The following is a 20,813-nucleotide window of genomic DNA, read 5'->3' as shown; positions in this document are numbered from 1 at the left end:
AGTCTTTCTCAAAGGCTAAATAAGATGTGTTTTGCTTTATTCATATTTTTTATCAATAAAATTTTGCTGAATAAATTCAAATCAATACATTTGCATAACCAGTTATATAATTAACTTTATAATAATGAATGTATTTAATAAAACAGGCAAAATGGCCTTAGGAAGCAGATTAAGAGTTTTAACGGCTAAAATGACTGAAGACGCGGCCAAGATCTATGAGTTGTATGGTGTAGAGTTTTCACCAAAATGGTTTCCTGTTTTTTTTATTCTTGCAGAAGAAGGTGAAAAAACAATTACAGAAATGGCAGATGAGATCGGACACTCCCAACCTTCTATTACAAAAATCGTGAAGGAAATGGTAAAGGCCGGTTTGGTTCAGAACCTGGCATCAGAAGATAAGCGCAGAAATGTTGTGGGATTGACGGATAAAGGAACACAACTTTCAAAAAAGATTAAAGTGCAATGTCAGGATATTGATGCGGCCGTTGAAAAATTACTGGATGAAGCAACACATAATCTTTGGGAAGCCATCGAAGAATGGGAACTTTTATTAGAAAAAAAGTCCTTATTAAAAAGAGTACAGGAGCAAAAAAAACAAAGAGAAAGTAAGGATGTAGAAATTGTAGAATATGCACCTGAACATCAGGCTGCTTTTAAAGCGTTGAATGAAGAATGGATTTCAACTTATTTTGAAATGGAGGAAGCCGACTATAAAGCTTTGGATCATCCTAAAGAATATATTCTGGATAAGGGAGGAAAGATATTTGTAGCACTATACAAAAATGAACCTATTGGTGTTTGTGCATTAATTAAAATGGATCATCCCGAATATGATTATGAAATGGCTAAAATGGCCGTTTCTCCCAAGGCTCAGGGAAAAAGTATAGGTTCACTTCTTGGTCAGGCTATCATTAATGCAGCGAAAGATCTTGGTGCTTCAAAAATATTTTTAGAAAGTAACACTATTCTGGAACCGGCTATTAATCTTTATTATAAGTTAGGCTTTGAAAAGATCTTTGGACAAACGTCTCCTTATAAACGTTGCAATATTCAGATGGAATTAGAGGTAACCAAAAAATAGATATCATCATGTACGAAAAAATACAGGAAAGTTTTGAGAAGCAGGGACTAATGAAAACATTAGGAGCTCAACTTCTAACAGTAGAAAAAGGACTCGTAAAAATAGTGTGTCCATTCTCTGAAGAGCTTAGCCAGCAACATGGATTTTTTCATGTCGGAGTAACAACCCAGTATTGCTGATAGCGCCTGTGGATATGCTGCTTTAACGCTGATGCCTGAAAATGCTGAAGTGCTGAGTGTAGAGTTTAAAATCAATTTACTAAAACCTGCAAACACTGATAAACTTATTGCAGTAGGGAAAGTATTGTAGTCCGGAAAAAAGCTCATCATCTGTGAAGGCTACATGTATTATCAAACAGAAGAAAGATAAATTGCTAAAATGACGGCAACCATGATTGCCATAGTACCATAACACCATTATTATGTTAGATTTTTATTCTATTAAAGATGACCAACCGACACCAAGTTATCCTGAAAAGCTAGATTTAAAATTTGTTGGCGATCTGGATGACATAACCTTTGGTAATTTGCAGAACAAAGGAATTATAGACAGAAAATTGGATTATTACTCTGATTTCAGATTGAGCCGTTCTGTTATACAATTAATCCGCCAAACAATCTCAGATAATAAACTGGAATCGGATACTGATGTTAAAAAAATAGTACTACTATTGGATCTTGCCGATAAGTATCACAGTGGATTAATAGCTTACGGAGATTAAAAATTACTCTCTTTTTTCACCCTTGGTCCTTCTTTCATAATAGAAGCATAGGATGAAGTAAATGCTGACAGGCTTTTGTATCCCACTTTAAAAGCAATTTCACTGAGTGTATATTGTTTTGTATCGATCAGTTCCACACTTTTTAAAATTCTTATAAGCTGTCCATATTTTTGAAGCGTAATTCCCGTTTCTTCTTTGAATATCCTTTGTAGACTTCGCACAGACATTTTTGCAAGATCTGCCATATCATCAATATTCAGACTTTCCTGATAATGAGTATTAATATAATCACAGACCGGAATTAAACGATGATCCTCTGGAACAGGAATCTCTAAAAAGCGGCTTTCATTACAAAAATTAGGTAGGCTATTTAATAAGGCTTTCAAGAATAGGGCCTGCTCTTCATCTTCTGAATCTAATTTATTCCATTTTGAAGCATATAAAAGCATTTCCTTTAAAACCGGAGGTGCCGCAAAAACATGTACTTCTTTAAAAAAATCGGCTTTTAATATTGATTTAAAAAGAATGACCATCAGGTTTACAGTTTTTGCTTCAGATGTTGTTCGATGCTTTATTCCTGATGGAATCCAGATCACATGATTTTTAGGAACAAGATAGATCTTCTGTTCAATATGCAAATATTGATAGCCTTCTTCCACATAGGTCAATTGAGCTCTTTCATGTATGTGTTCATAGTCATCATGTTGCCAGCTCTTCTCATACCATACATACGCATCTTTTGAGATGGCATCATTATAGAAACCTCTATTCTCTTCTATCAGTCCACATTTCAATTTGGCGTTTTGCATATTGTTTTTGGCAAATTTAATAAAAACGACATTATTAATTTTGTATTTGAATATTAGACTTAAAAAATTATGAAAAAATTAAGCAAGATCATCTCTATCTTTTTACTGCTTATAATGACCCAATCTATGACTGCACAAGAACATAAAGCTAAGGTATTAGTTCTCTTCTATTCAGATAATGGCGGAACTTACGAATTGGCAAAAGAAATATCAAAAGGAATTGAAAGCAAAGGAAACGCACAGGCTGTCATCAAGCAGGTAAAAGCCTCTACCAATCCTAAACTTAAAGACATTCCTGTTGCGTCTGTTGAAGAACTTACATCCTATGATGGGATTGCATTCGGATCTCCTATTTACTTTGGAAATATCAGTACAGGAATGAGTGAGTTTTTGTCAAAAACTGTTGGCCTATGGACCAGCCATTCTTTAGAAGGGATGCCTGCTACTGTATTTATGTCTGCAGGAAGTGGAGCTGGAAAAGAACTAGCTATTCAGTCTTTTTGGAACAGCCTAGCCGTTCACGGAATGGTTTTGGTTTCTAATGGAATCCGTGGTGTTGAAAATGTTGATAAAAACACACCACAAGGAAACACTGTTCTTGGAGTAACAAGCCTTGCTTCCGTAAAAAATGTTGAGCGTCCGAGTGAAAGTGAACGTTATATAGCACGGTTACAGGGTGAAAACTTTGCAAAAGTGACGTTGGCTCTGAAAGGTACTTTTTCGAACAAGACAGCTGTCATCAATCCTGCTGTTGAAAAATCAGCAGATATTAACACTGTTCTGAAACAAAAGCAAATCATTCTTCCTCTAGTACCCAAGCCTGCAGGAAATTATCAGCCTTATGTACGTTCGGGAAATCTTATTTTTATCAATCAGGTAGCTTTAAAAGATGGCAAAATTATAAATCCGGGAAAACTGGGCCTGGCACTTACTGAAGAACAGGTAAAAGAGGCCACAAAAGTAACAATGCTGAATGTCCTGTCTGTTCTGAATGAAGCTGTAGGTGGGGATCTCAATCGTGTAAAACGATGTGTACAATTAACCGGAATTTTTAATACAAAAGATGATTACACAAAACATGCTGATCTGATGAATGTGGCTTCCAATTTAGCTGTAGACGTCTTTGGGGACAAAGGAAAACATGCCAGAGCCACTTTTGGAGCATCTTCAATTCCTGTCAACTCTTCTGTAGAAATTCAGGCTATCTTCGAAGTAGAATAGAAAATATTAATTAACTTAAACAAAAAAATCATGATCAAAGTATTCGTTGCAGGAGCTACCGGATGGGCAGGCTCTGAGCTAAGCAAAGGTATCTTTAAGCAGGAAGGAATGAAATTAGTTGGTGGCTTATCCCGATCCAATAACGGGAAAAATCTGGCTGAGATCCTTGATTTAGGAAATGAGGAGATTCCTGTATTTGACAGTATTGAAAAAGCACTTGATACTGTGGATTTCGATGTTCTGTTTGATTATACAAAACCCGATATTGCCAAGGCTAATATTCTGGCAGTTTTAAAAAGAGGTAAAAAAGTAATCGTGGGAACTTCCGGACTAACCAGTGAAGATTACGCAGAAATAGAAAAAACAGCTCTTGAAAACAACACTTCCGTTTTGGCTGTAGGAAACTTTGCTATTACGGTCGTTCTTTTACAAAAATTTGCAGAAATTGCCGCTAAATACATCCCGAATTACGAAATCATTGATTATGCCCATGAGCTTAAAATTGATACTCCAAGTGGAACAGTAAGAGAATTGGCACATCGTCTTGCACAGGTTCAGAAGCCAACCGTTCACATTCCTACTGATCAATTAATTGGTGAAAAAGAAACAAGAGGTGCAGATATGGAGGGAGTTCATGTTCATTCTGTGCGACTTCCTGGGTATGTAATTGCTGTGGAAACTATTTTCGGATTAAAAGACGAAAGATTAACAATAAGACATGATTCCGGGACAAGTGCAGAACCATATGTAAAAGGAGGTTTACTGGCTATTGAAAAAATAGGAACATTTAAAGGTCTTCGTAGAGGTCTGGATACTGTGATGGATTTCTAAACTCCATTTCAAAATAAAATATACAATCAAGAGACTTATAAGTCTCTTTTTTTATTCAAAAAAACGGGAAATATTATCCATAATAATATTATATTTAAGGTACTAAATTAAAATGTATATATGAAAAGGATCTCACAATTTTTACTTCTTTTGTCTTTCAGTATAGCTTATTCTCAAACTAATTTCAAAATGGATATCAGTGCTCCCATGTTTGAGAAGGATTCAATTTCAATTGCACCTTTAATGGGTATGGGAGATATCCATATGCTTTATAATCTTACCATACATCCTGATGAGAATGTGAGATTTATGAAAAGCTTTAGTGCTGCTTTTATTAAGATTCATGATCAAAATACAATAACAGGATATATAGAATATCCACAACCCATACTTTTCAGTTATTTCAATGCTATTGAAAATGGAGCCTATGGATCTGATGTTTTCTTTATTGAAAAAGGAGACTATACTATTAAAATAAATGATAAAAACCTGGATTTTACTTCTGGCTCAGAAACACCAACAAATGCAGAATATAAAAAATTAAAAAAACAGCTTGAATTAGCTGATAAAAAATTAAAACCATTTGAGGATAATGATGCTGGAGATATTGAATATAAACAGAAATTACTAAGAAACTATATTATTAAAAATCCCAATTCGTATGTAGCATTTTGGGAAATTGTAAGTGATTTTTCAAAGTATGGATTTAACAGAAGTTATATAGAGAATATGCCATTATTCTCTAAAAAGATAAAAGGAATATTCGGCTATAAAGAATTTGATAAAGTATTAAAATTAGAAAATTCTACGGGTGTAGGAGGAAACTTTCCTGACCTAAAGCTTAATTCTTCTGATAAAATAAACACTTCCAATTTCTCTGATTATAAACTTACATTAATTGATTATTGGGCAACCACCTGCAAACCCTGTATTAAAGACCTGCCAAAATTGGTCAATTTATATGAAACCTATAAAGGAAAGGGAATTCAATTTATAAGTGTTGCAGATGATACTGTAAAAGAAAGAATGGATCGGGCAAATAAAATTCTAAGTGAAAATAAAGTAACCTGGAAAAACTATTTTGATCTTAATAAAGAATTTATCACAAAGCTTCATGCTACAGGCTATCCATTACAAATCCTCGTGGATCAAAATGGAAAGATCATAGCCAGAAAATTTGGAGAGCTGGATCAAATTACAACAGAAATAGAAAAGTATATTCAATAATAAAAATGGCAGCTCTAAAGCTGTCATTTTTTTTTAAGCAAAAGCCCCTCTGGTGTTCTCCAAATACAAATGATCACAACGATCAGACACAGAATATTGGTAAATAAGGCAGCAATAAAAGCCTTCTGATAATCTATAAATAAAGGTTTTGTGCCAAGAAAATAATAGAATATACTTCCTATCAGAATTATCCCTAAGATGGCAGCAGATTGCTGAAACGTAACATATACCCCAGAAGCATTTCCTGCTAATTTTCCAGGAATCCCTGACAATGCAATATTAGCCAGCGAAGGAATAATAGAACCCACTCCCAATCCATGAATAAAAAGCAGTATGTAGAGTAACAAAAAGGAAGAGTGTTTAGAGAACAGATAACCCTGCGCTATCAAAACTGAAATAATTATTGTCAATCCAAAAATCAGAAATCTCTTTCCATACCTAAATATCAGTGTTGGTGAGATAATAGATGCCAAAATAAATCCCAGGCCCTGAAAAACAATAATTTCTCCTGAGTGCAGGGGACTGATCTTTAATCCATCCTGAAAGAAAAGGGACAGAATATAAAAGTAAGAATCTAGCATGATGAAGAAAAACGAAACAGCAATAATTCCTATATTAAAATTTCTAAATTCAAAAAGTTTAAGATCTATTAAATAGGATTTTGTCTGCTCCATTCTTGCTTTTTGATTTTTAATGAAAAAGAACAAAATAACAGTAGATACAGCGAGTAAAAGAATATTTTTCATTCTCTCATTATCATGTTCCATCATTGTAAGCGAATAGGTAAAGCAAAAAAGTCCGGTTGCTAATAAGAAAATACCCATAAAGTCGAAACTGCTTTCTAAACTATTCTTAGATTCGTCCAGAACTTTCCACCCTAAAAAGATGGCTAAGAGACAAATCGGAATATTGATCAGAAAAATAAGACGCCATGATTCTTCCATGAAAGTGAGTGATGAAAAATATCCTCCTAAAAACTGCCCGGATAATGTCCCAAGACCTATGGTAATGCCATACCATCCCATTGCTTTGGTTCGATTTTCATGATCTGGGAAAAAAATCTGTATCATGGATAAGACCTGAGGAGACATCAATGCAGCACTAACCCCTTGTACAAATCTGGAGATCATAAGCAATACTGAATGGGAAGATAGTCCACATGCTATAGAGCTTATCATAAAAAAGAACAATCCAATTATAAATATCTTCTTTCTTCCATACAGATCTCCCAATCTCCCACCAGTAATCAGAAACGAAGCAAAACCAATGAGGTATGAAGCAATGATCAGCTGCATTTCTCCATTAGTCGCATTAATATCATTCTGAATAGAAGGAATGGAAACATTAATGATAAAAATATCCATAATAGTGAGCAATTGAGCAAAAAGGATCACTATTAATTTAAAAGTATTATTTTTCATTTTAGATAGATATATCTATTTTTTTAATTATAAAAAAATTAAGGCAATAAGCCTTGAATTATTTTTTTTGTCTGATCAAATGCATTTGTATTTTTATGAATTGTAGAAATCACAACAGCTCCTTCTAAAAGCAGACGTATATTAGCCGTTATCTCATCTGTATTTACAGATCCACCCTCCGCATTATACTGAATGACCAATTCCTTGATCATTGCCTGCTGTTTTTCTTTATGCTGCATAACAAAATCAGAAATCACAGGATTGCTATCCCCTATCTCAGCATTGATCTTAATAAAATGACATCCGGCAAATTTTGAAGAGGTCTGAAGCTTTTTACGATAGTCTATTAAAGCAAATATTTTATCTTTCGATGAAACAATTTTTAAAGAATGTTCTTCAAATCCACTGAACCACTTTAGTTCTTCTTTAATTAAATAAGCTTTTAAAAGTTCATTTTTAGATGAAAAGTGGTTGTATAATGAACCAATTGCGATATCTGCTTCAGCGATGATCTGATTAATTCCGGTTGAGTTAAAACCTTGCTTATAAAAGAGATCTGACGCAACTCTGATAATACGGTCTCTTACTTTCTCCTTTTGCATTCTAATAATTTTCACAAATCTACATAAAAAATAGATAAGTCTATCTATTTTTAAATATTAAATTTATAGGCAAAAAGAATATGAGAAGTACAGAGAATATAGCATCGCATATAAATCCCTTAAATATATTCATAATATATCATGACATATTTGTACCTTTAGTTACGGTAGTTAATTATCATTAATATTTTTATACAAAATTATGGCAGGAGAAATTTATTTCATAAAAACCAATCCAACTATTGCCAAGATTAATTTATATAAAAAACTTTGTGGCGAAGAAAACATCGTTCTCGGCTATCTGGATGAAGATCGAAAAACCAGTTTAGAGATCATTAAAACCAAAGTAAAAGAAAACATTGAAGATCTTACTCCAACAGAATTCTGTAGTATCTTTCGTTGGTTTCAAAGTGAATATAAAGATGAAAATCCAGGAGATAGTAATGGTGAAGAGGAAGTGATAAATCAACTATTCATTCATGGGATAGATCAGTTTTATGAAATCCCTACAGAAGATGTAAGGAGTTTCAACCAAATCATTTCCGACTATCAAAGGCATTCTAAAAATACTTTACACTATAAATTCAATGCAGATAATTTTAGTCAATTTTTAATCTATGGAATTTTTTTCACAGGACTTATGAATCAGTTGCATAATAAAGAAAGTGAAAATATTCAATTAATGGATTATTTAAAACCTGATTATAAAACATTGTATTCCTTTGCTGAAGATGAATTTAAAGCAACTCTTCAGGATGCAGAAAAAAAATCAATTCCCTATCGGGATATATTATATAATTATTTCAATGAATTGTATGATCTAACCAGGTTTTATAAAGGATGTATCATCAAACTCCAAAACTCTTAGGGAGATGGAATTCTCTCCCTTCATCGCATTTTGTGATGTTCCATTAAATATTGTAGGGCTTCTTTAACCACACTTTCAGGGTCTTTAGGATTAAATCCCAGTTCGTTTCTAGCTTTAGAAATATCAAAATTTTGTTGTAAGCCTGAAAACATAGCTATATCTTTCCTTGTCAAAACAGGAGTTTTGTCATTTAATTTAGCAAAAAGCTCCATCATCCCAGCGATCGCGTACAATAAAAATTTAGGAACAGAAGAAGGCACTTTGATTTTGAGCTGGGGAAAAAGCCGATCTGCCAGAATCGTTGTATCGGTTATGGTCATGCATTTTTCATTCGCCAGAATATACCTTTCTCCATTGCGTCCTTTTTGAGCTGCAAGGTAACAGCCCTCTGCAACATCTTTTACATCAATCCAATTCAGTGTTATCTTTGTATCTACCGGAATTTCTTTATTTAATATTAGTTTTAGAACTCCGTAGGAAACATTCAAAGGCAAAAAAGATTCACTTCCTATCATTGCAGAAGGCATAACAGAAACCAATTCTATCCCTAGTTTTTTAGCCAATTCAAATGCAAGCTTTTCACCATCATTCTTAGAATTGTAATACATATTTCTCCGATCAGGATTATATCCGTAATCTTCCCGGGTTGGTAATTTTGTATAATCCAGAGCTGCAATAGAACTTACATAAACAATTCTTTTAACACCAGCTTCAGCAGCAGCTTCAATAGTATTCTGGGTCCCCAACATATTAACATCATAGATTTCTTTTTTAGGATCTTTTGCCCATAATTTAAAAGCTGCGCCTACGGCATAAAAGGTCTCCACTCCCTGAAGTGCTTCTATAAATGAAACCTTATCAGTAATATCTGCTTCGATCACTTCGCAATCTAATCCTTCAAAGGCCTTTTTATTCTTACTATTTCTTACTGTCGCCCTTACTGGAATTCCATTTTTCAGCAAAAATCTTACTAAATTGTTGCCTAAATGTCCGTTAGCTCCTGAGACTAAGCTTAGATGTTCTTGTATCATTCTTCTTGATTTTTTAATGATACAAAGTTCAGCCTCCTTATTCCCTATTCACTTGACTTTTGTTAGTTAATTAATTTCCTGCGGATTCGACTGAGGCTTTCCGGTTTCATCCCTAAAAAAGACGCAATATATTGAACAGGGACATTTTGAACGATCTCAGGATAGTCTTCAATAAGCTTTAGATAGCGTTGCTCAGCACTTAATGCAGACAATTCTCGCGAACGATTTTCATTGTAAGCGATAGATTTTTGAAATACAGAAATACTAAAATCCTTCATTCCACTGCTTTTATCTGTTAGCCGGTCAAGGTTTTCCTTTGTAATCCGTAAAAGTTTACATGCAGTGATGCATTCAATATTTTCTTTTGATCGGGTTTGGTTGATAAAATGAAAGTAAGAGGTAAAAAAACCTGGTGGACAGTTGATATGAGTGGTAACTTCATTACCATCTTGGTTAAAATGAAATAGCCTTAAGTAACCTGAAACAATATAATATAAATACTGCGGAATCTTATCTTCTTCTTCAATGATTGTATTTTTAGAATAAATAACAGGTTCAAAATATTCCTCAATCATTGCCTTTTCATATGAACTGAAATGGTAAGCTGATTCTATGTATTTTAAAAGCTTTTTGTGCATATCCAATTTTACAAGTATCATTTATAAAACAAATTTAATTTAAATGTAGAAACTTCTACCATAAAATAAATTAATCGACTAAGTAGATATCCAATACTTTTTTTTGAATCCGTATGTAATACCTCTCTTAATTCAATTGTCTTAAGAATAAACTATCGCACATGACCCGAAAGATAATTGTTTTCTTATGTATTCTATCTTCTTCTTTTATTTTTGCACAAAGCATTGAAGGGATTATTACCGACAAGGAAAATAAACCAGCAGCAGAAACAGAGATACTTGTTACAAAAGATAATGAAAAATTTTCTGCAATTACGGATGAAAAAGGTGCGTTTAAAATTGCTCTTAAAAAGAATGGAAATTACTTACTGGAAATAATACAAGATGGTATAAAAACTGAAAGTGAAAAAATAAGCATTACAGGGAATCTGAAAAAAGACATTCAATTAAAAGGAGCGCCACCTACAGAACAGAAGATAGAAGGAGTAACCGTTACGGTAAAGAAAAAACTATTCGAAAGAAAAGTCGATCGGTTGGTTTTTAATGTTGAAAGTTCCGTGGCATCCCAGGGGATCGATGTTGTGGAAGCACTATCCAAGACTCCAATGGTCCGTGCTACGGATGATGCCATTACTATCGCAGGAAAAAGTAATGTTGCCATTATGGTCAACGACCGTCTTTTAAATTTATCCGGACAGGAGCTTATTAATTATCTAAAAACATTACGCTCTGATGATGTTGCTAAAATTGAAGTGATCACTACACCTCCAGCAAAGTATGAAGCAGAAGGCAAAAGCGGATTGATTAATATTGTTTTAAAGAAAAATACAAATTTAGGCTGGAATGGTTCTTTACAAACCTCTGGAAGCTACTATTATGGACGGCCCACAGTGAGTACAAGAAGTGGAGCCAGTTTTAATTATCAGGGAAATAAATTATCACTGACAGCCAATTTATCTGCAGGAGATAATTATTGGGAGAATAAAGCTTACAATTATCTTACAGGAACTACCAATTCAAACTACTGGAACACCGATACAAAAAACTCAAATAATTACAAATACAAGGGTGGAAACCTTAAAGGTGAATATAAGATCAATGATAAAAACCTTGTTGGGTTCAATTATAATTATTCCTTTAGTAATCCTTTAGAACAAGCTGAAAATTACACTTCTATTTTCAATGAAACAGGAAAACTAAACCTTTTCTCAGACAGTAAAAATAAAAACCATAGAAACGTTCACAATACCAATGCTTTTTATGATATAAAGCTCGATACTTCGGGGAGTAAACTTAGTTTATCAGCCAATCTACTGATTAATAACTCGGATGCAAAAAATTTCTATAATACAGTTACCGACAATACAGTTTCAACTTTTACAAATCCTATAAGCAAATACCGAATTTACTCCGGACAGGCTGATTTAGAAAAAAGCTTCTCAAAAATAAAAACAGAATCCGGTTTAAAGTATACTACTATTAGAAACAATTCCGATTTTAATTTCTTTAATATCGAAGACGGTCAGTTTACAATCAATAAAGAAAGAACAAATACATTCAATTATAATGAGCAGAATTATGCTGCGTATGTTTCCACAAGTTTTAAAATTAATGATAAATGGGATGCCAAAGCAGGACTTCGCTACGAATACACCACTTTGGAAGGTGTATCATTAAATGATAATTCTTCGGCAAAGATCAAATACGGAAAGTTTTTTCCTACAGCTTATCTAAGCTATAAAGCCAATGAAAATAATACTTTCTCTTTAAATTATTCAAGAAGAATTACCCGTCCTTATTTTGGAAATTTAAATCCTTTCAAATATTATACTTCTGAATTTGAGTATAAGACCGGAAATCCTTATCTCCTTCCTTCATTTTCAGATAACTTCGAATTCGGATATGTTCTGAAAAATAATTTCAACGTTACATTGTATTATAACTATAATAAAGACAATTGGGACAGAATTCAGGTAGTCCAGGACAATCTTAAATACAATATCGTAAAGAACTTTTATAATGAAGATCAGGCAGGAATTAATATCAGTTATAACTATAACAAATTAAAATGGCTGGAATCCAATGTTTTTGTAAACGGTTTTTATGCTAAATCGAAATCTTACCTTCCTGAAGCCGTAGCTGCAGCAGGAGGATTTGGAGGAAATCTAAATCTGGACAATAACTTCTTCTTAAACAAAGAGAAAACAGTCACATTGATGCTTGGGTTATGGAGCTATCTACCCAACAGAGATGGAAATACCGATTACTATGGGAATTCTTCTATTTACACCGGAGTAAAATTAAATCTTATGCAGAAAAATCTTATGATCAATTTGTATGTAAACGACCTATTAAATACCAATCGTGACAGAGGAATAGAATATTATCCTAATTATAATGTAGAGTATTATTCAAAAGGAATTACCCGGAATGTGTACCTTGCTGTAACCTATAAATTTGGAAATAATGATGTAAAAGGAGCTACGAAACAGGTAAATTTTGAAGAATCAAGCAGAGCAGGTGGAAATGGTGGTAATTAATAAAATTTCGGAGGTAATAGTTTATATTTTTTTTCTTTTCTATTTAAAAAAGAATATCCCACTCCACCCACAAAATAAGCCAATACATCAAAAACATCTCCAGTAAACCTGTTAGAAATTAAAGGACAAACTACTTCAAATAGAACCGATAAATATAAAGTCGATGTAATGATAAATTTTAAATTGGGTTTCCATTGGAAGCCCATTATTTTATTCATGATATACTGGATCAGATAGCAATACATCGGCATGGTCATTAGATCAGTAAAATAATCATTTATCCAGGGAATAATAATACCATTTCTTCGCAAAATAATAATGGTTAGCCAGAATAACAAACCCAGTAAAAAACAATTTGAAACCTTATATTCCTTAAGCATGTAAGATCGCCATAAGAATTCCTAAAATAACCTGCAGAACTTTAACTACAATCTCCTGAATATCTTTTTCATCTTTCTTTTCAACATCAGCTGCTTCGTAATGAAATTTTTGTTTCCCTTCCATTATATTTTGATTTCTATGATGCAAATATATAAAAATTAGAACAAATGTTCTAATTCTAAGAATAATAAGAAAATCTCCCTTATATTTGAATCATGAAAACCAAGGAAAAGATCATATCAACGGCGCTTCGTCTTTTTAATGAAAAGGGTTATAATAACATAACTACAAGACATATTGCTGCTGAACTAAATATTAGTCCTGGAAATCTGCATTATCATTTTAAACATTCTGAAGATATTATAAAAGTTATTTTTTCGGAACTAATACTTGAGATGGATAAAATGATGAATAACCTGAATGAAGCTGAAGTTAAAACCTTAGAAAGTCTTTTTGATTTCACCTTTCATACGTATGAAATATTCTACTCTTACCGTTTTATTTTTCTCAATTTTGTTGATATTTTAAAAAAGATCCCCCAAATAGAAGCTCAATATGAAAAGATCACAATGGGCAGAAAAAATGAATTTCAGACTATTTTTTCGGACTTCCAGAAAAACAAAGTTTTTCAGGAGAACCTTCCTGATTTTATTATAGAAAACCTTAGTACACAGATATTTATTATCGCCGATAATTGGGTTACCCATAATAGCATCACTTTAAAGCTGCCAAAAGACGAAGCAATAAAGCACTATAGCCTTATACAGATGAATTTATTTTATCCGCTACTGAATCCGGAACAGCAGGAATTATACAAATTAAATTACATAAATAAATAGTCAATGATAATTAGAAAAGGAATAATATTCCCATATAGAATAATGATCAAAAAAAACTCCTAATTTCTATGTCAGATACGCAATCAGAATATAACGGATACAGGATCTCAGTTCCTTTAGAATTTGAGACCATATTCTCACACTTTTATTTCGCAGAAAACACTTCTGAAAGGGCTGTTACCAAAACACTATTACCTACCTATCAGACCATAATGCTATTTTGCTTTGGAGAGAGTGCTTCAATGATCACTAAGGAGAAAACAAAGATAACCGTTGATCAATGTATTGTCTTTGGTCCTATCAGACATTCTTTTGATTATACCCTACCATCTAAAACTTCCATTTTAGTCGCTAATTTTAAAGATGATGCTTTTTACCGTTTTTTTGGAAAAGCATGTATTTCATATCATACTGCAATGAATCCTGATGATCTTCTTTCAGAAAACTGTTTTACCAATTTATGGCATCAGATTTCAAAAATCACCTCTACGCAGCAACAGGTGGATCATATTCTTGAGTTTTGTAAACCCTATCTGCAAGACCGAGATAGTACAAGTCAGCTTTTAAGCAACTTTACTAATAAAAATTTGAATCCTATCAAAACCATTGCCGGGAAAACCAATCAAAGTGAGCGGAATATTCAACTAAAACAAAAAGAACAGTTTGGATATTCATCCAAAGAGATCAATCGTTACAATCGCTTTTCAAAAGCCATCCAGCTTATTGAAAAAGAAATAGCCAATCAAAATAAAGTAGAATGGTTTACCATTGTCGATGAATGCAATTATTATGATCAAAGCCAGCTGATTCATGATTTCAAACATTTTATTCACCTCTCGCCTTCACAATATCTGAAATTCCAACAGGATATCTGCAATCCGAAATCAGAATAAATAGACATTTCGTTTTCTTACAATTTTCACTTTATCTTCTCATCTACCTTTGTCATGTAACAATTAAAAAAAGTAGAAAAAATGAGACATCTAATTATTTACGCACATCATAACGAAAACAGTTTAAACCATCATCTTTTACAAACCGTTATTGAAAGTCTGGCCTCTCAAAATCATGAAATAGTAGTAAGAGACTTATATGCAATCAACTTTGATCCGGTTTTTTCTCTAAAAGACATCCAGGAACAAAGAAAGGGAAACCTAGCTGATGATATAAAACACGAACAGGAATTTATTACATGGGCAGAACATGTTACCTTTATTTATCCAATCTGGTGGACAGGAATGCCGGCTATTATGAAAGGCTATATCGACAGGGTTTTTAGCTATGGCTATGCTTACAGATATGATCAGGGAGTTCAAAAAGGTCTATTGGCTGGTAAGCAAACCATAATCATTAATACCCATGGTAAATCCCATGAAGAGTATGAGCGTATCGGAATGGATAAAGCACTTTCTCTTACTTCTGATAAGGGGATCTTCACTTACTGTGGTTTTGAGATCAATCAACATTTCTTTTTCGACAAAGCTGATAAAGTAGCTCCTGAAGAGCTCGAAATCTGGAAAGAGCAGATCAGAAATACTTACTTAGAAATTCATAACGGAACCGAGAGCATTAGCCATCAGGAACTTGGAATGATCCAGCCATCCTGATCAGAAGATATCATATTAAAGGCATATTTTACAACTATTAAGAAGCCTAACAAAGAAAATATTAAAAAAAATTTTATCTTTGTTACTCAGATGAAGCATTTAAATAACATATTACGCCTTCCTTTCTTTAGTACATATTATTACCCGATTAATAGTTCGGGAAGATCTTCTATATCTGTAATTCAATAAAAAATTATTCTTAAATATATAGAGCCCGAATAGAATTGTTCGGGCTTTTTCATGCAAAAAATTCAACAAAATGATCAACTTATTAAAAGAAAATGTAGAAATCATTCTACCTCAAAACGGTTTGGAACGGAAGTTAGAACAGGCCGAAGAAGAAAAAAGAAAACTCACGATCAAGCTGGGTTTTGATCCCACAGCTCCGGATTTACATTTGGGACACGCTGTAGTGCTTAAAAAATTAAAACAATTTCAGGATCTCGGTCATCAGATCATCATTGTGGTTGGAAGTTTTACGGCAAGGATTGGTGACCCAACAGGAAAGAATAAAGCTCGAAAGCCCTTGAGTATCGACGATGTTACTCATAATTCGCAGACTTATATCAATCAGCTTTCAAAGATCATTAATATTGAAAAGACAAAAATTGTATTCAATTCTGATTGGTTAGATACTTTAAATTTCTCAGAAATCATCCAATTATTATCAAAAGTAACCATAGCACAATTGATGCACCGAAATGACTTTAATAAACGGTTTACAGAAAATAACCCGATTGCCATGCATGAACTGGTATACCCGATCTTACAGGGTTTTGATTCTGTAAAAATTGAATGCGATATTGAAATTGGTGGCACAGATCAGCTCTTCAATTGTACTATGGGAAGACAGTTACAGGAAATACATCAGCTGCCACCACAGATCGTTATGTGTATGCCCCTTTTAAAGGGACTTGATGGAAAGGAAAAAATGAGTAAATCTTTGAATAATTTTATCGGATTGACGGACGGGCCTAACGAGATGTTTGGAAAAACAATGTCTATTCCTGACACTTTGATCAATGAATTTATTGACCTTACAACCGATTTTTCAATTGCTGAAAAAAATGATCTAAAATCAGGAATCGAAAATGGACAAAACCCCATGAGTATAAAAAAACAAATTGCAAAAAATATCATTACCCAATACCACAATATAGCAGAAGCAGAACTTGCAGAAGAATTTTTCAGCAATCAGTTTCAGAATAAGAATTTCGAGGAAAAAGTATTTGAACCAATCTTTATTGATACTTTAAACTTTATTGATAATAGAATAATGCTGATTGATTTATGCCATCTGCTAAAAAATGATCAAAGTAAATCCTCGATACGAAGATTGATCGAAAATGGTGGAGTTCAAATCAACAGTGTAAAAATGATTAATCCTAATGCGGAGGTTGAAGTGGCCAAAGAAACAAAAATTAAAATTGGGAAAAGAGCTTTTTTTGAACTTCTATAAATTTTTATTATGAGTACATTAGCTCAAATGAAAGGCTTGAATAAAATGAATTTAAAATTAGAATACAGAAAAGCACTGGGGACTGATATGGACTTTCTACTCGATCTGAGAATGAAAACAATGACTGAACATCTTCTCAGTTCAAATTTGCCGGTAACAAAAGAATCAGCAATAAAGAGAGTGCTTCACCAATTTGAAAAAGCACACATTATTATTTTAAATGATGAGCCTATTGGTTTATTAAAAATAGACAGAAATAGCGATCATATAGAGGTTATGCAAATCCAGATCGATCCGGCACAACAAGGAAAGGGAATTGGAAGATCTATTTTAGAAGATATCATTCAGGAAGCTATAGAAGCCAGGAAACCTGTTTCATTAAGTGTTTTAAAAACCAATAAAGCACAAAAACTGTATGCCAATTTAGGTTTTAAAGTAATCAATGAGGATGAACATTCTTATATGATGAAGTTTTCTAGATAAAAAAAGTATGCTCTTCAGCATACTTTTTATTTATAGGTATAAGGTACCAGAACATCAATAAAATTATCCGTGGTATGAGGATCTCCAATTGCACGGAATTTCCAATCTCCATGATGTCGATAAGCTTCAGCAAAGACCATTGAACACATTCCATTCATACTGGAATCACCAGAAAGACTATACTTTGTGATTTCCTTTCCTCTGGCATCAACTGCTCTGATGAATGCATTTTCAATCATTCCAAAATGTTGCCTGTTCGCTCTTCCCTGATATATAGACACGACAAAAACAATTTTTTCATATCGCTGATCCAATTGATCCAGCTTTACAATGATCTGCTCATCATCACCGTCTCCTTCACCGGTTCTATTATCTCCTGTTAACCAGATATAACCGGAAGGATGCCTCATAGAATTAAAATAGATCACATCACCTTCATAAAGGACTACCTGCTTTCCAGTATGCCCCTGAAGTGTCCTTCCCATATTGGCAACTTTACCATTTTTATCCAAAAGAAAAGCGACAGCGTCCAGATCATATTCAGGTTCATTACTAAACAATCTTCCAAAAAAACCTCCTTGCTTACGAACATCCCAGCCTAATCCTATAGTTACCTGTGAAAGATCGTAAACACTTTCTCCACGATCATTTTTCCGTAGATCGATCGTCTGACCTTTTTGTAAATTAATCGCCATCGCTATTTAATGATTTGTCCTTTGTAGTATTTTTCCAAAAAGAAAGATAAGTCAGCTCTGTAACCAATTCCTGAAGCTTCAAATTTCCAGCTTCCATTACGCTTATACAATCTGCCAAACTCAATTCCTGTTTCAATTGAAAAATCTTCGTCTAATTCATATTTAGCAATTTCCTGATTACCAAAATTATCAATAATTCTTATATATGAGTTTCTTACCTGTCCGAAATTCTGTTTCCTTCTTTCAAAATCCTCAATGGTTACAACAAAAAGTATTTCTTCTACTCTTTCATCTACTTTTTCCAGATCAATAACAATAGATTCATCATCGTCCCCATCGCTATTCTTACCACTAGGATCATCACCAGTATGCGTTAAAGCACCATCAGGAGAATTCAGATTATTATAAAAAACAAAATAATCTTCACTTACCAGTTTTCTCTCAGAATCAATCATAATTGCGGAAGCATCAAGATCAAAATCATATCCCTTCCCGTCATTAGGATCCCAACCCAGACCAATGGTCATTTTTGTAAGTCCTAAATCTATTCTTTGTCCTTTCTGTAGGTTAATTGCCATAATAATTTCTTATTTAATCTAAGATAAATTCGATTTCCGAATTATCCAAATGTTTTTAATAAAAAAAGCCCGATCAAATAGACCGGGCATATATATAAATTCTAATTTTTAATATGATCGAGAATAACCCGGTTATTTCTGGCTTTTGCAAGCATTGGAATAGAGATTAATCCCATTACAAGCATAATAACAATCTGTAGCGGTAATGAAATAAAAGAATAAGTAAGCCCCATTTCACCGCCTAATTCCGCACTTTTCCCCATAGAGATAAACAAGGCCATAAAACCAAATTTCATCGCCAGATTAAACGCCCCAATACCTCCACTGGCAGGAATAATCATCCCTAGTGTTCCAACTACAATAATAAAGAACCCATCTGCAATGGTAAAATCTGAAGTTTCAGGCAATGCAAAACACACAAGATACGCTGCAAAATAATATGATATCCAGATCCCTAATGTATATAGAATAAATTTTCCTTTTTGTTTCAGTTTAAAAATTGAGGTTAATCCCTGGAAGATCCCATCAATAAAACCAATGATCTTTCCTAAAACAGGAATTGTTGCCAACCTCTTTTTAAGCACAAAGAATAAAACAGTCCCTATAATAAGGATTGACAGAATTATTAAAATTTTATTAGGGTTGACAGGTACTCCCGAATTTTCATAAAAAGACAGAATTGCCTTGTACTTAAAGATCAGAGTCAATCCTAAAAATCCCATCATACAAATCAGATCCACTACCCTTTCTAAAATGATCGTTCCAAAAGATTTATCGACAGGAACTTTCTCGACTCCGTATAATGCAGTTGCTCTTGCAACCTCACCACTTCTTGGAATGGTAAGATTCATGAGATATCCAAAAGAAATGGACCATAAGGAATTGGAATTAGAAATCTGGTATCCCATAGGTTCTAATAAAAGATTCCATCGGACTGCGCGGAACCAATAGGCTAAAAGTCCAAAAACAGAGGCAAACAGTACCCATAAGTAATTCGCCTTTGCTAAAGATTTCTGTATCACTTCAAAATCAAGTCCTTTTAATGCAAGCCATAAAAAAAATCCTGCAAATGCAAGCGAAATTACAATTGTAATTACTGATTTTAAAGGATTGGTTGTTTTTTTATCCATGAATTAGGTAAGAAGGTTTGTTTTTTCGTCTGGGAAAACGATCTTCGGCTGAAAATTCTTTGCTTCTTCAGGAGTCATCTGTGCATAAGCGATAATAATGATAATATCGTCTCGCTGAACTTTTCTTGCAGCAGGCCCATTTAAGCAAACTTCTCCAGACTTTCTCTTACCTTTTATAATATACGTGTCAAAACGTTCTCCGTTGTTCACGTTAACGATGTAAACTCTTTCTCCTACTACCAATCCGGCAGCTTCAATAAGATCTTCATCAATTGTTATACTTCCAATATAGTTAAGGTCTGATGCCGTAACTCTTACCCTATGGATCTTTGACTTGAAAACTTCTATTAACATGGTGCAAATTTATTAATAAAAATTTATAAATTGACGTTTAAAAGCATTTTAAAAGCATCAGATACACAGGTATTTAATTTTTTTTAAAACAAAATTTTTGGATTTTACTTACTAAATCTACAATCATATCGCCAAATACATTAATACTTAATACAAATTTAGGATTTAATAAATACAGAAAATAATATTAGTTTTTTGCTAAAGTCAATACACATAAGCATTTGGCATGATTTTAGTAACGGGTAACGTAGATTTTTGGTAAAAAAGCAAATTATCATATTTTGATGTTTTTTAACC

25 protein-coding genes are annotated in these 20,813 nt (G+C 33.3%); 14 read left to right on the top strand and 11 right to left on the bottom strand.

Annotated features, from left to right (window positions below; translation table 11 throughout):
- Positions 1-124 precede the first annotated feature (124 nt).
- The 4 genes from NG806_RS19925 (at position 125) to NG806_RS19915 (ending at position 1,802) form a co-directional block, all read left to right on the top strand.
- On the top strand, positions 125-1,081 hold the full coding sequence (locus NG806_RS19925) for a bifunctional helix-turn-helix transcriptional regulator/GNAT family N-acetyltransferase (RefSeq protein WP_214832821.1): 957 nt from the start codon (positions 125-127) through the stop codon (positions 1,079-1,081).
- 8 nt (positions 1,082-1,089) lie between these two features.
- A complete protein-coding gene (locus NG806_RS19920) occupies positions 1,090-1,260 on the top strand; it encodes a hypothetical protein (RefSeq protein WP_214832822.1) in 171 nt (56 codons plus the stop codon).
- Between the two features lie 31 nt (positions 1,261-1,291).
- Positions 1,292-1,390 carry a hotdog family protein gene (locus NG806_RS23050; RefSeq protein ID WP_390882531.1) on the top strand — a complete coding sequence of 33 codons (99 nt, stop codon included), beginning with the start codon at positions 1,292-1,294 and terminating at the stop codon, positions 1,388-1,390.
- 112 nt (positions 1,391-1,502) lie between these two features.
- On the top strand, positions 1,503-1,802 hold the full coding sequence (locus NG806_RS19915; RefSeq protein ID WP_214832826.1) for a hypothetical protein: 300 nt from the start codon (positions 1,503-1,505) through the stop codon (positions 1,800-1,802).
- On the opposite strand, the gene NG806_RS19910 is transcribed toward NG806_RS19915, so the two are convergent.
- Positions 1,799-2,611 (bottom strand): AraC family transcriptional regulator, encoded by an 813-nt coding sequence (locus tag NG806_RS19910; protein WP_214832828.1) that lies wholly within the window; start codon positions 2,609-2,611, stop codon positions 1,799-1,801. The genes NG806_RS19915 and NG806_RS19910 overlap by 4 nt on opposite strands.
- Before the next feature lie 69 nt (positions 2,612-2,680).
- Here NG806_RS19910 and NG806_RS19905 point away from each other — a divergent pair, with 69 nt between their 5' ends.
- The 3 genes from NG806_RS19905 to NG806_RS19895 all read left to right on the top strand — a co-directional run bounded on the left by NG806_RS19905 (position 2,681) and on the right by NG806_RS19895 (position 5,890).
- Positions 2,681-3,832, top strand: coding sequence for an Atu1372/SO_1960 family protein (locus NG806_RS19905; RefSeq protein WP_214832830.1), 1,152 nt, complete (start codon positions 2,681-2,683; stop codon positions 3,830-3,832).
- Between the two features lie 30 nt (positions 3,833-3,862).
- Positions 3,863-4,663: a 4-hydroxy-tetrahydrodipicolinate reductase gene (gene dapB / locus NG806_RS19900; RefSeq protein ID WP_214832832.1), complete on the top strand. Its 801-nt coding sequence runs from the start codon at positions 3,863-3,865 to the stop codon at positions 4,661-4,663.
- A 120-nt stretch (positions 4,664-4,783) separates the two neighbouring features.
- On the top strand, positions 4,784-5,890 hold the full coding sequence (locus NG806_RS19895; RefSeq protein WP_261511126.1) for a TlpA family protein disulfide reductase: 1,107 nt from the start codon (positions 4,784-4,786) through the stop codon (positions 5,888-5,890).
- Positions 5,891-5,913: 23 nt separating this feature from the next.
- Here the strand turns inward: NG806_RS19895 and NG806_RS19890 are convergent, their stop codons facing one another.
- Both NG806_RS19890 and NG806_RS19885 read right to left on the bottom strand, forming a co-directional pair.
- Complete coding sequence (locus tag NG806_RS19890; protein WP_261511125.1) at positions 5,914-7,311, bottom strand: MFS transporter; 1,398 nt, start codon at positions 7,309-7,311, stop codon at positions 5,914-5,916.
- A 38-nt stretch (positions 7,312-7,349) separates the two neighbouring features.
- Positions 7,350-7,913: a TetR/AcrR family transcriptional regulator gene (locus tag NG806_RS19885; RefSeq protein ID WP_261511124.1), complete on the bottom strand. Its 564-nt coding sequence runs from the start codon at positions 7,911-7,913 to the stop codon at positions 7,350-7,352.
- 202 nt (positions 7,914-8,115) lie between these two features.
- On the opposite strand from NG806_RS19885, the gene NG806_RS19880 reads away from it, so the two are divergent.
- Positions 8,116-8,781: a hypothetical protein gene (locus NG806_RS19880; protein ID WP_214832840.1), complete on the top strand. Its 666-nt coding sequence runs from the start codon at positions 8,116-8,118 to the stop codon at positions 8,779-8,781.
- 20 nt (positions 8,782-8,801) lie between these two features.
- Here NG806_RS19880 and NG806_RS19875 read toward each other — a convergent pair whose 3' ends face one another.
- Complete coding sequence (locus NG806_RS19875; protein WP_261511123.1) at positions 8,802-9,812, bottom strand: NAD-dependent epimerase/dehydratase family protein; 1,011 nt, start codon at positions 9,810-9,812, stop codon at positions 8,802-8,804.
- 62 nt (positions 9,813-9,874) lie between these two features.
- Positions 9,875-10,471, bottom strand: coding sequence for a Crp/Fnr family transcriptional regulator (locus NG806_RS19870; RefSeq protein WP_261511122.1), 597 nt, complete (start codon positions 10,469-10,471; stop codon positions 9,875-9,877).
- Positions 10,472-10,611: 140 nt separating this feature from the next.
- Between NG806_RS19870 and NG806_RS19865 the strand changes: the two genes are divergently transcribed.
- Entirely contained in the window at positions 10,612-12,990 is a 2,379-nt protein-coding gene (locus NG806_RS19865; protein WP_261511121.1) for an outer membrane beta-barrel family protein, read from the top strand.
- Here the strand turns inward: NG806_RS19865 and NG806_RS19860 are convergent.
- Both NG806_RS19860 and NG806_RS19855 read right to left on the bottom strand, forming a co-directional pair.
- A complete protein-coding gene (locus tag NG806_RS19860) occupies positions 12,987-13,328 on the bottom strand; it encodes a hypothetical protein (protein ID WP_214832846.1) in 342 nt (113 codons plus the stop codon). The two genes, NG806_RS19865 and NG806_RS19860, sit on opposite strands and share 4 nt — an antisense overlap.
- A gap of 34 nt (positions 13,329-13,362) precedes the next feature.
- Positions 13,363-13,494, bottom strand: a complete 132-nt coding sequence (locus NG806_RS19855) for a hypothetical protein (protein ID WP_261511120.1) — start codon at positions 13,492-13,494, stop codon at positions 13,363-13,365.
- Between the two features lie 92 nt (positions 13,495-13,586).
- Between NG806_RS19855 and NG806_RS19850 the strand changes: the two genes are divergently transcribed.
- The 5 genes from NG806_RS19850 to NG806_RS19830 all read left to right on the top strand — a co-directional run bounded on the left by NG806_RS19850 (position 13,587) and on the right by NG806_RS19830 (position 17,759).
- Positions 13,587-14,210, top strand: a complete 624-nt coding sequence (locus NG806_RS19850) for a TetR/AcrR family transcriptional regulator (protein ID WP_261511119.1) — start codon at positions 13,587-13,589, stop codon at positions 14,208-14,210.
- A gap of 68 nt (positions 14,211-14,278) precedes the next feature.
- Positions 14,279-15,103 (top strand): helix-turn-helix domain-containing protein, encoded by an 825-nt coding sequence (locus NG806_RS19845; protein WP_261511118.1) that lies wholly within the window; start codon positions 14,279-14,281, stop codon positions 15,101-15,103.
- Positions 15,104-15,184: 81 nt separating this feature from the next.
- On the top strand, positions 15,185-15,817 hold the full coding sequence (locus tag NG806_RS19840; RefSeq protein ID WP_261511117.1) for an NAD(P)H-dependent oxidoreductase: 633 nt from the start codon (positions 15,185-15,187) through the stop codon (positions 15,815-15,817).
- A gap of 259 nt (positions 15,818-16,076) precedes the next feature.
- Positions 16,077-17,276 (top strand): tyrosine--tRNA ligase, encoded by a 1,200-nt coding sequence (gene tyrS / locus NG806_RS19835; protein ID WP_261511116.1) that lies wholly within the window; start codon positions 16,077-16,079, stop codon positions 17,274-17,276.
- A gap of 9 nt (positions 17,277-17,285) precedes the next feature.
- Positions 17,286-17,759, top strand: coding sequence for a GNAT family N-acetyltransferase (locus NG806_RS19830; RefSeq protein WP_261511115.1), 474 nt, complete (start codon positions 17,286-17,288; stop codon positions 17,757-17,759).
- A 26-nt stretch (positions 17,760-17,785) separates the two neighbouring features.
- Here the strand turns inward: NG806_RS19830 and NG806_RS19825 are convergent, their stop codons facing one another.
- The 4 genes from NG806_RS19825 to panD form a co-directional block, all read right to left on the bottom strand.
- Positions 17,786-18,454 carry a TerD family protein gene (locus NG806_RS19825; RefSeq protein ID WP_261511114.1) on the bottom strand — a complete coding sequence of 223 codons (669 nt, stop codon included), beginning with the start codon at positions 18,452-18,454 and terminating at the stop codon, positions 17,786-17,788.
- A gap of 2 nt (positions 18,455-18,456) precedes the next feature.
- A complete protein-coding gene (locus NG806_RS19820) occupies positions 18,457-19,032 on the bottom strand; it encodes a TerD family protein (RefSeq protein WP_214832860.1) in 576 nt (191 codons plus the stop codon).
- 101 nt (positions 19,033-19,133) lie between these two features.
- On the bottom strand, positions 19,134-20,162 hold the full coding sequence (locus tag NG806_RS19815) for a lysylphosphatidylglycerol synthase transmembrane domain-containing protein (RefSeq protein ID WP_214832862.1): 1,029 nt from the start codon (positions 20,160-20,162) through the stop codon (positions 19,134-19,136).
- Positions 20,163-20,165: 3 nt separating this feature from the next.
- Entirely contained in the window at positions 20,166-20,516 is a 351-nt protein-coding gene (panD, locus tag NG806_RS19810; RefSeq protein WP_214832864.1) for an aspartate 1-decarboxylase, read from the bottom strand.
- Between the last annotated feature and the right edge of the window lie 297 nt (positions 20,517-20,813).

Origin of the sequence: Chryseobacterium paludis, from assembly GCF_025403485.1 — a bacterium.
Lineage (GTDB): Bacteria > Bacteroidota > Bacteroidia > Flavobacteriales > Weeksellaceae > Chryseobacterium > Chryseobacterium paludis.
This window is presented reverse-complemented; position numbering and strand designations above follow the sequence as displayed.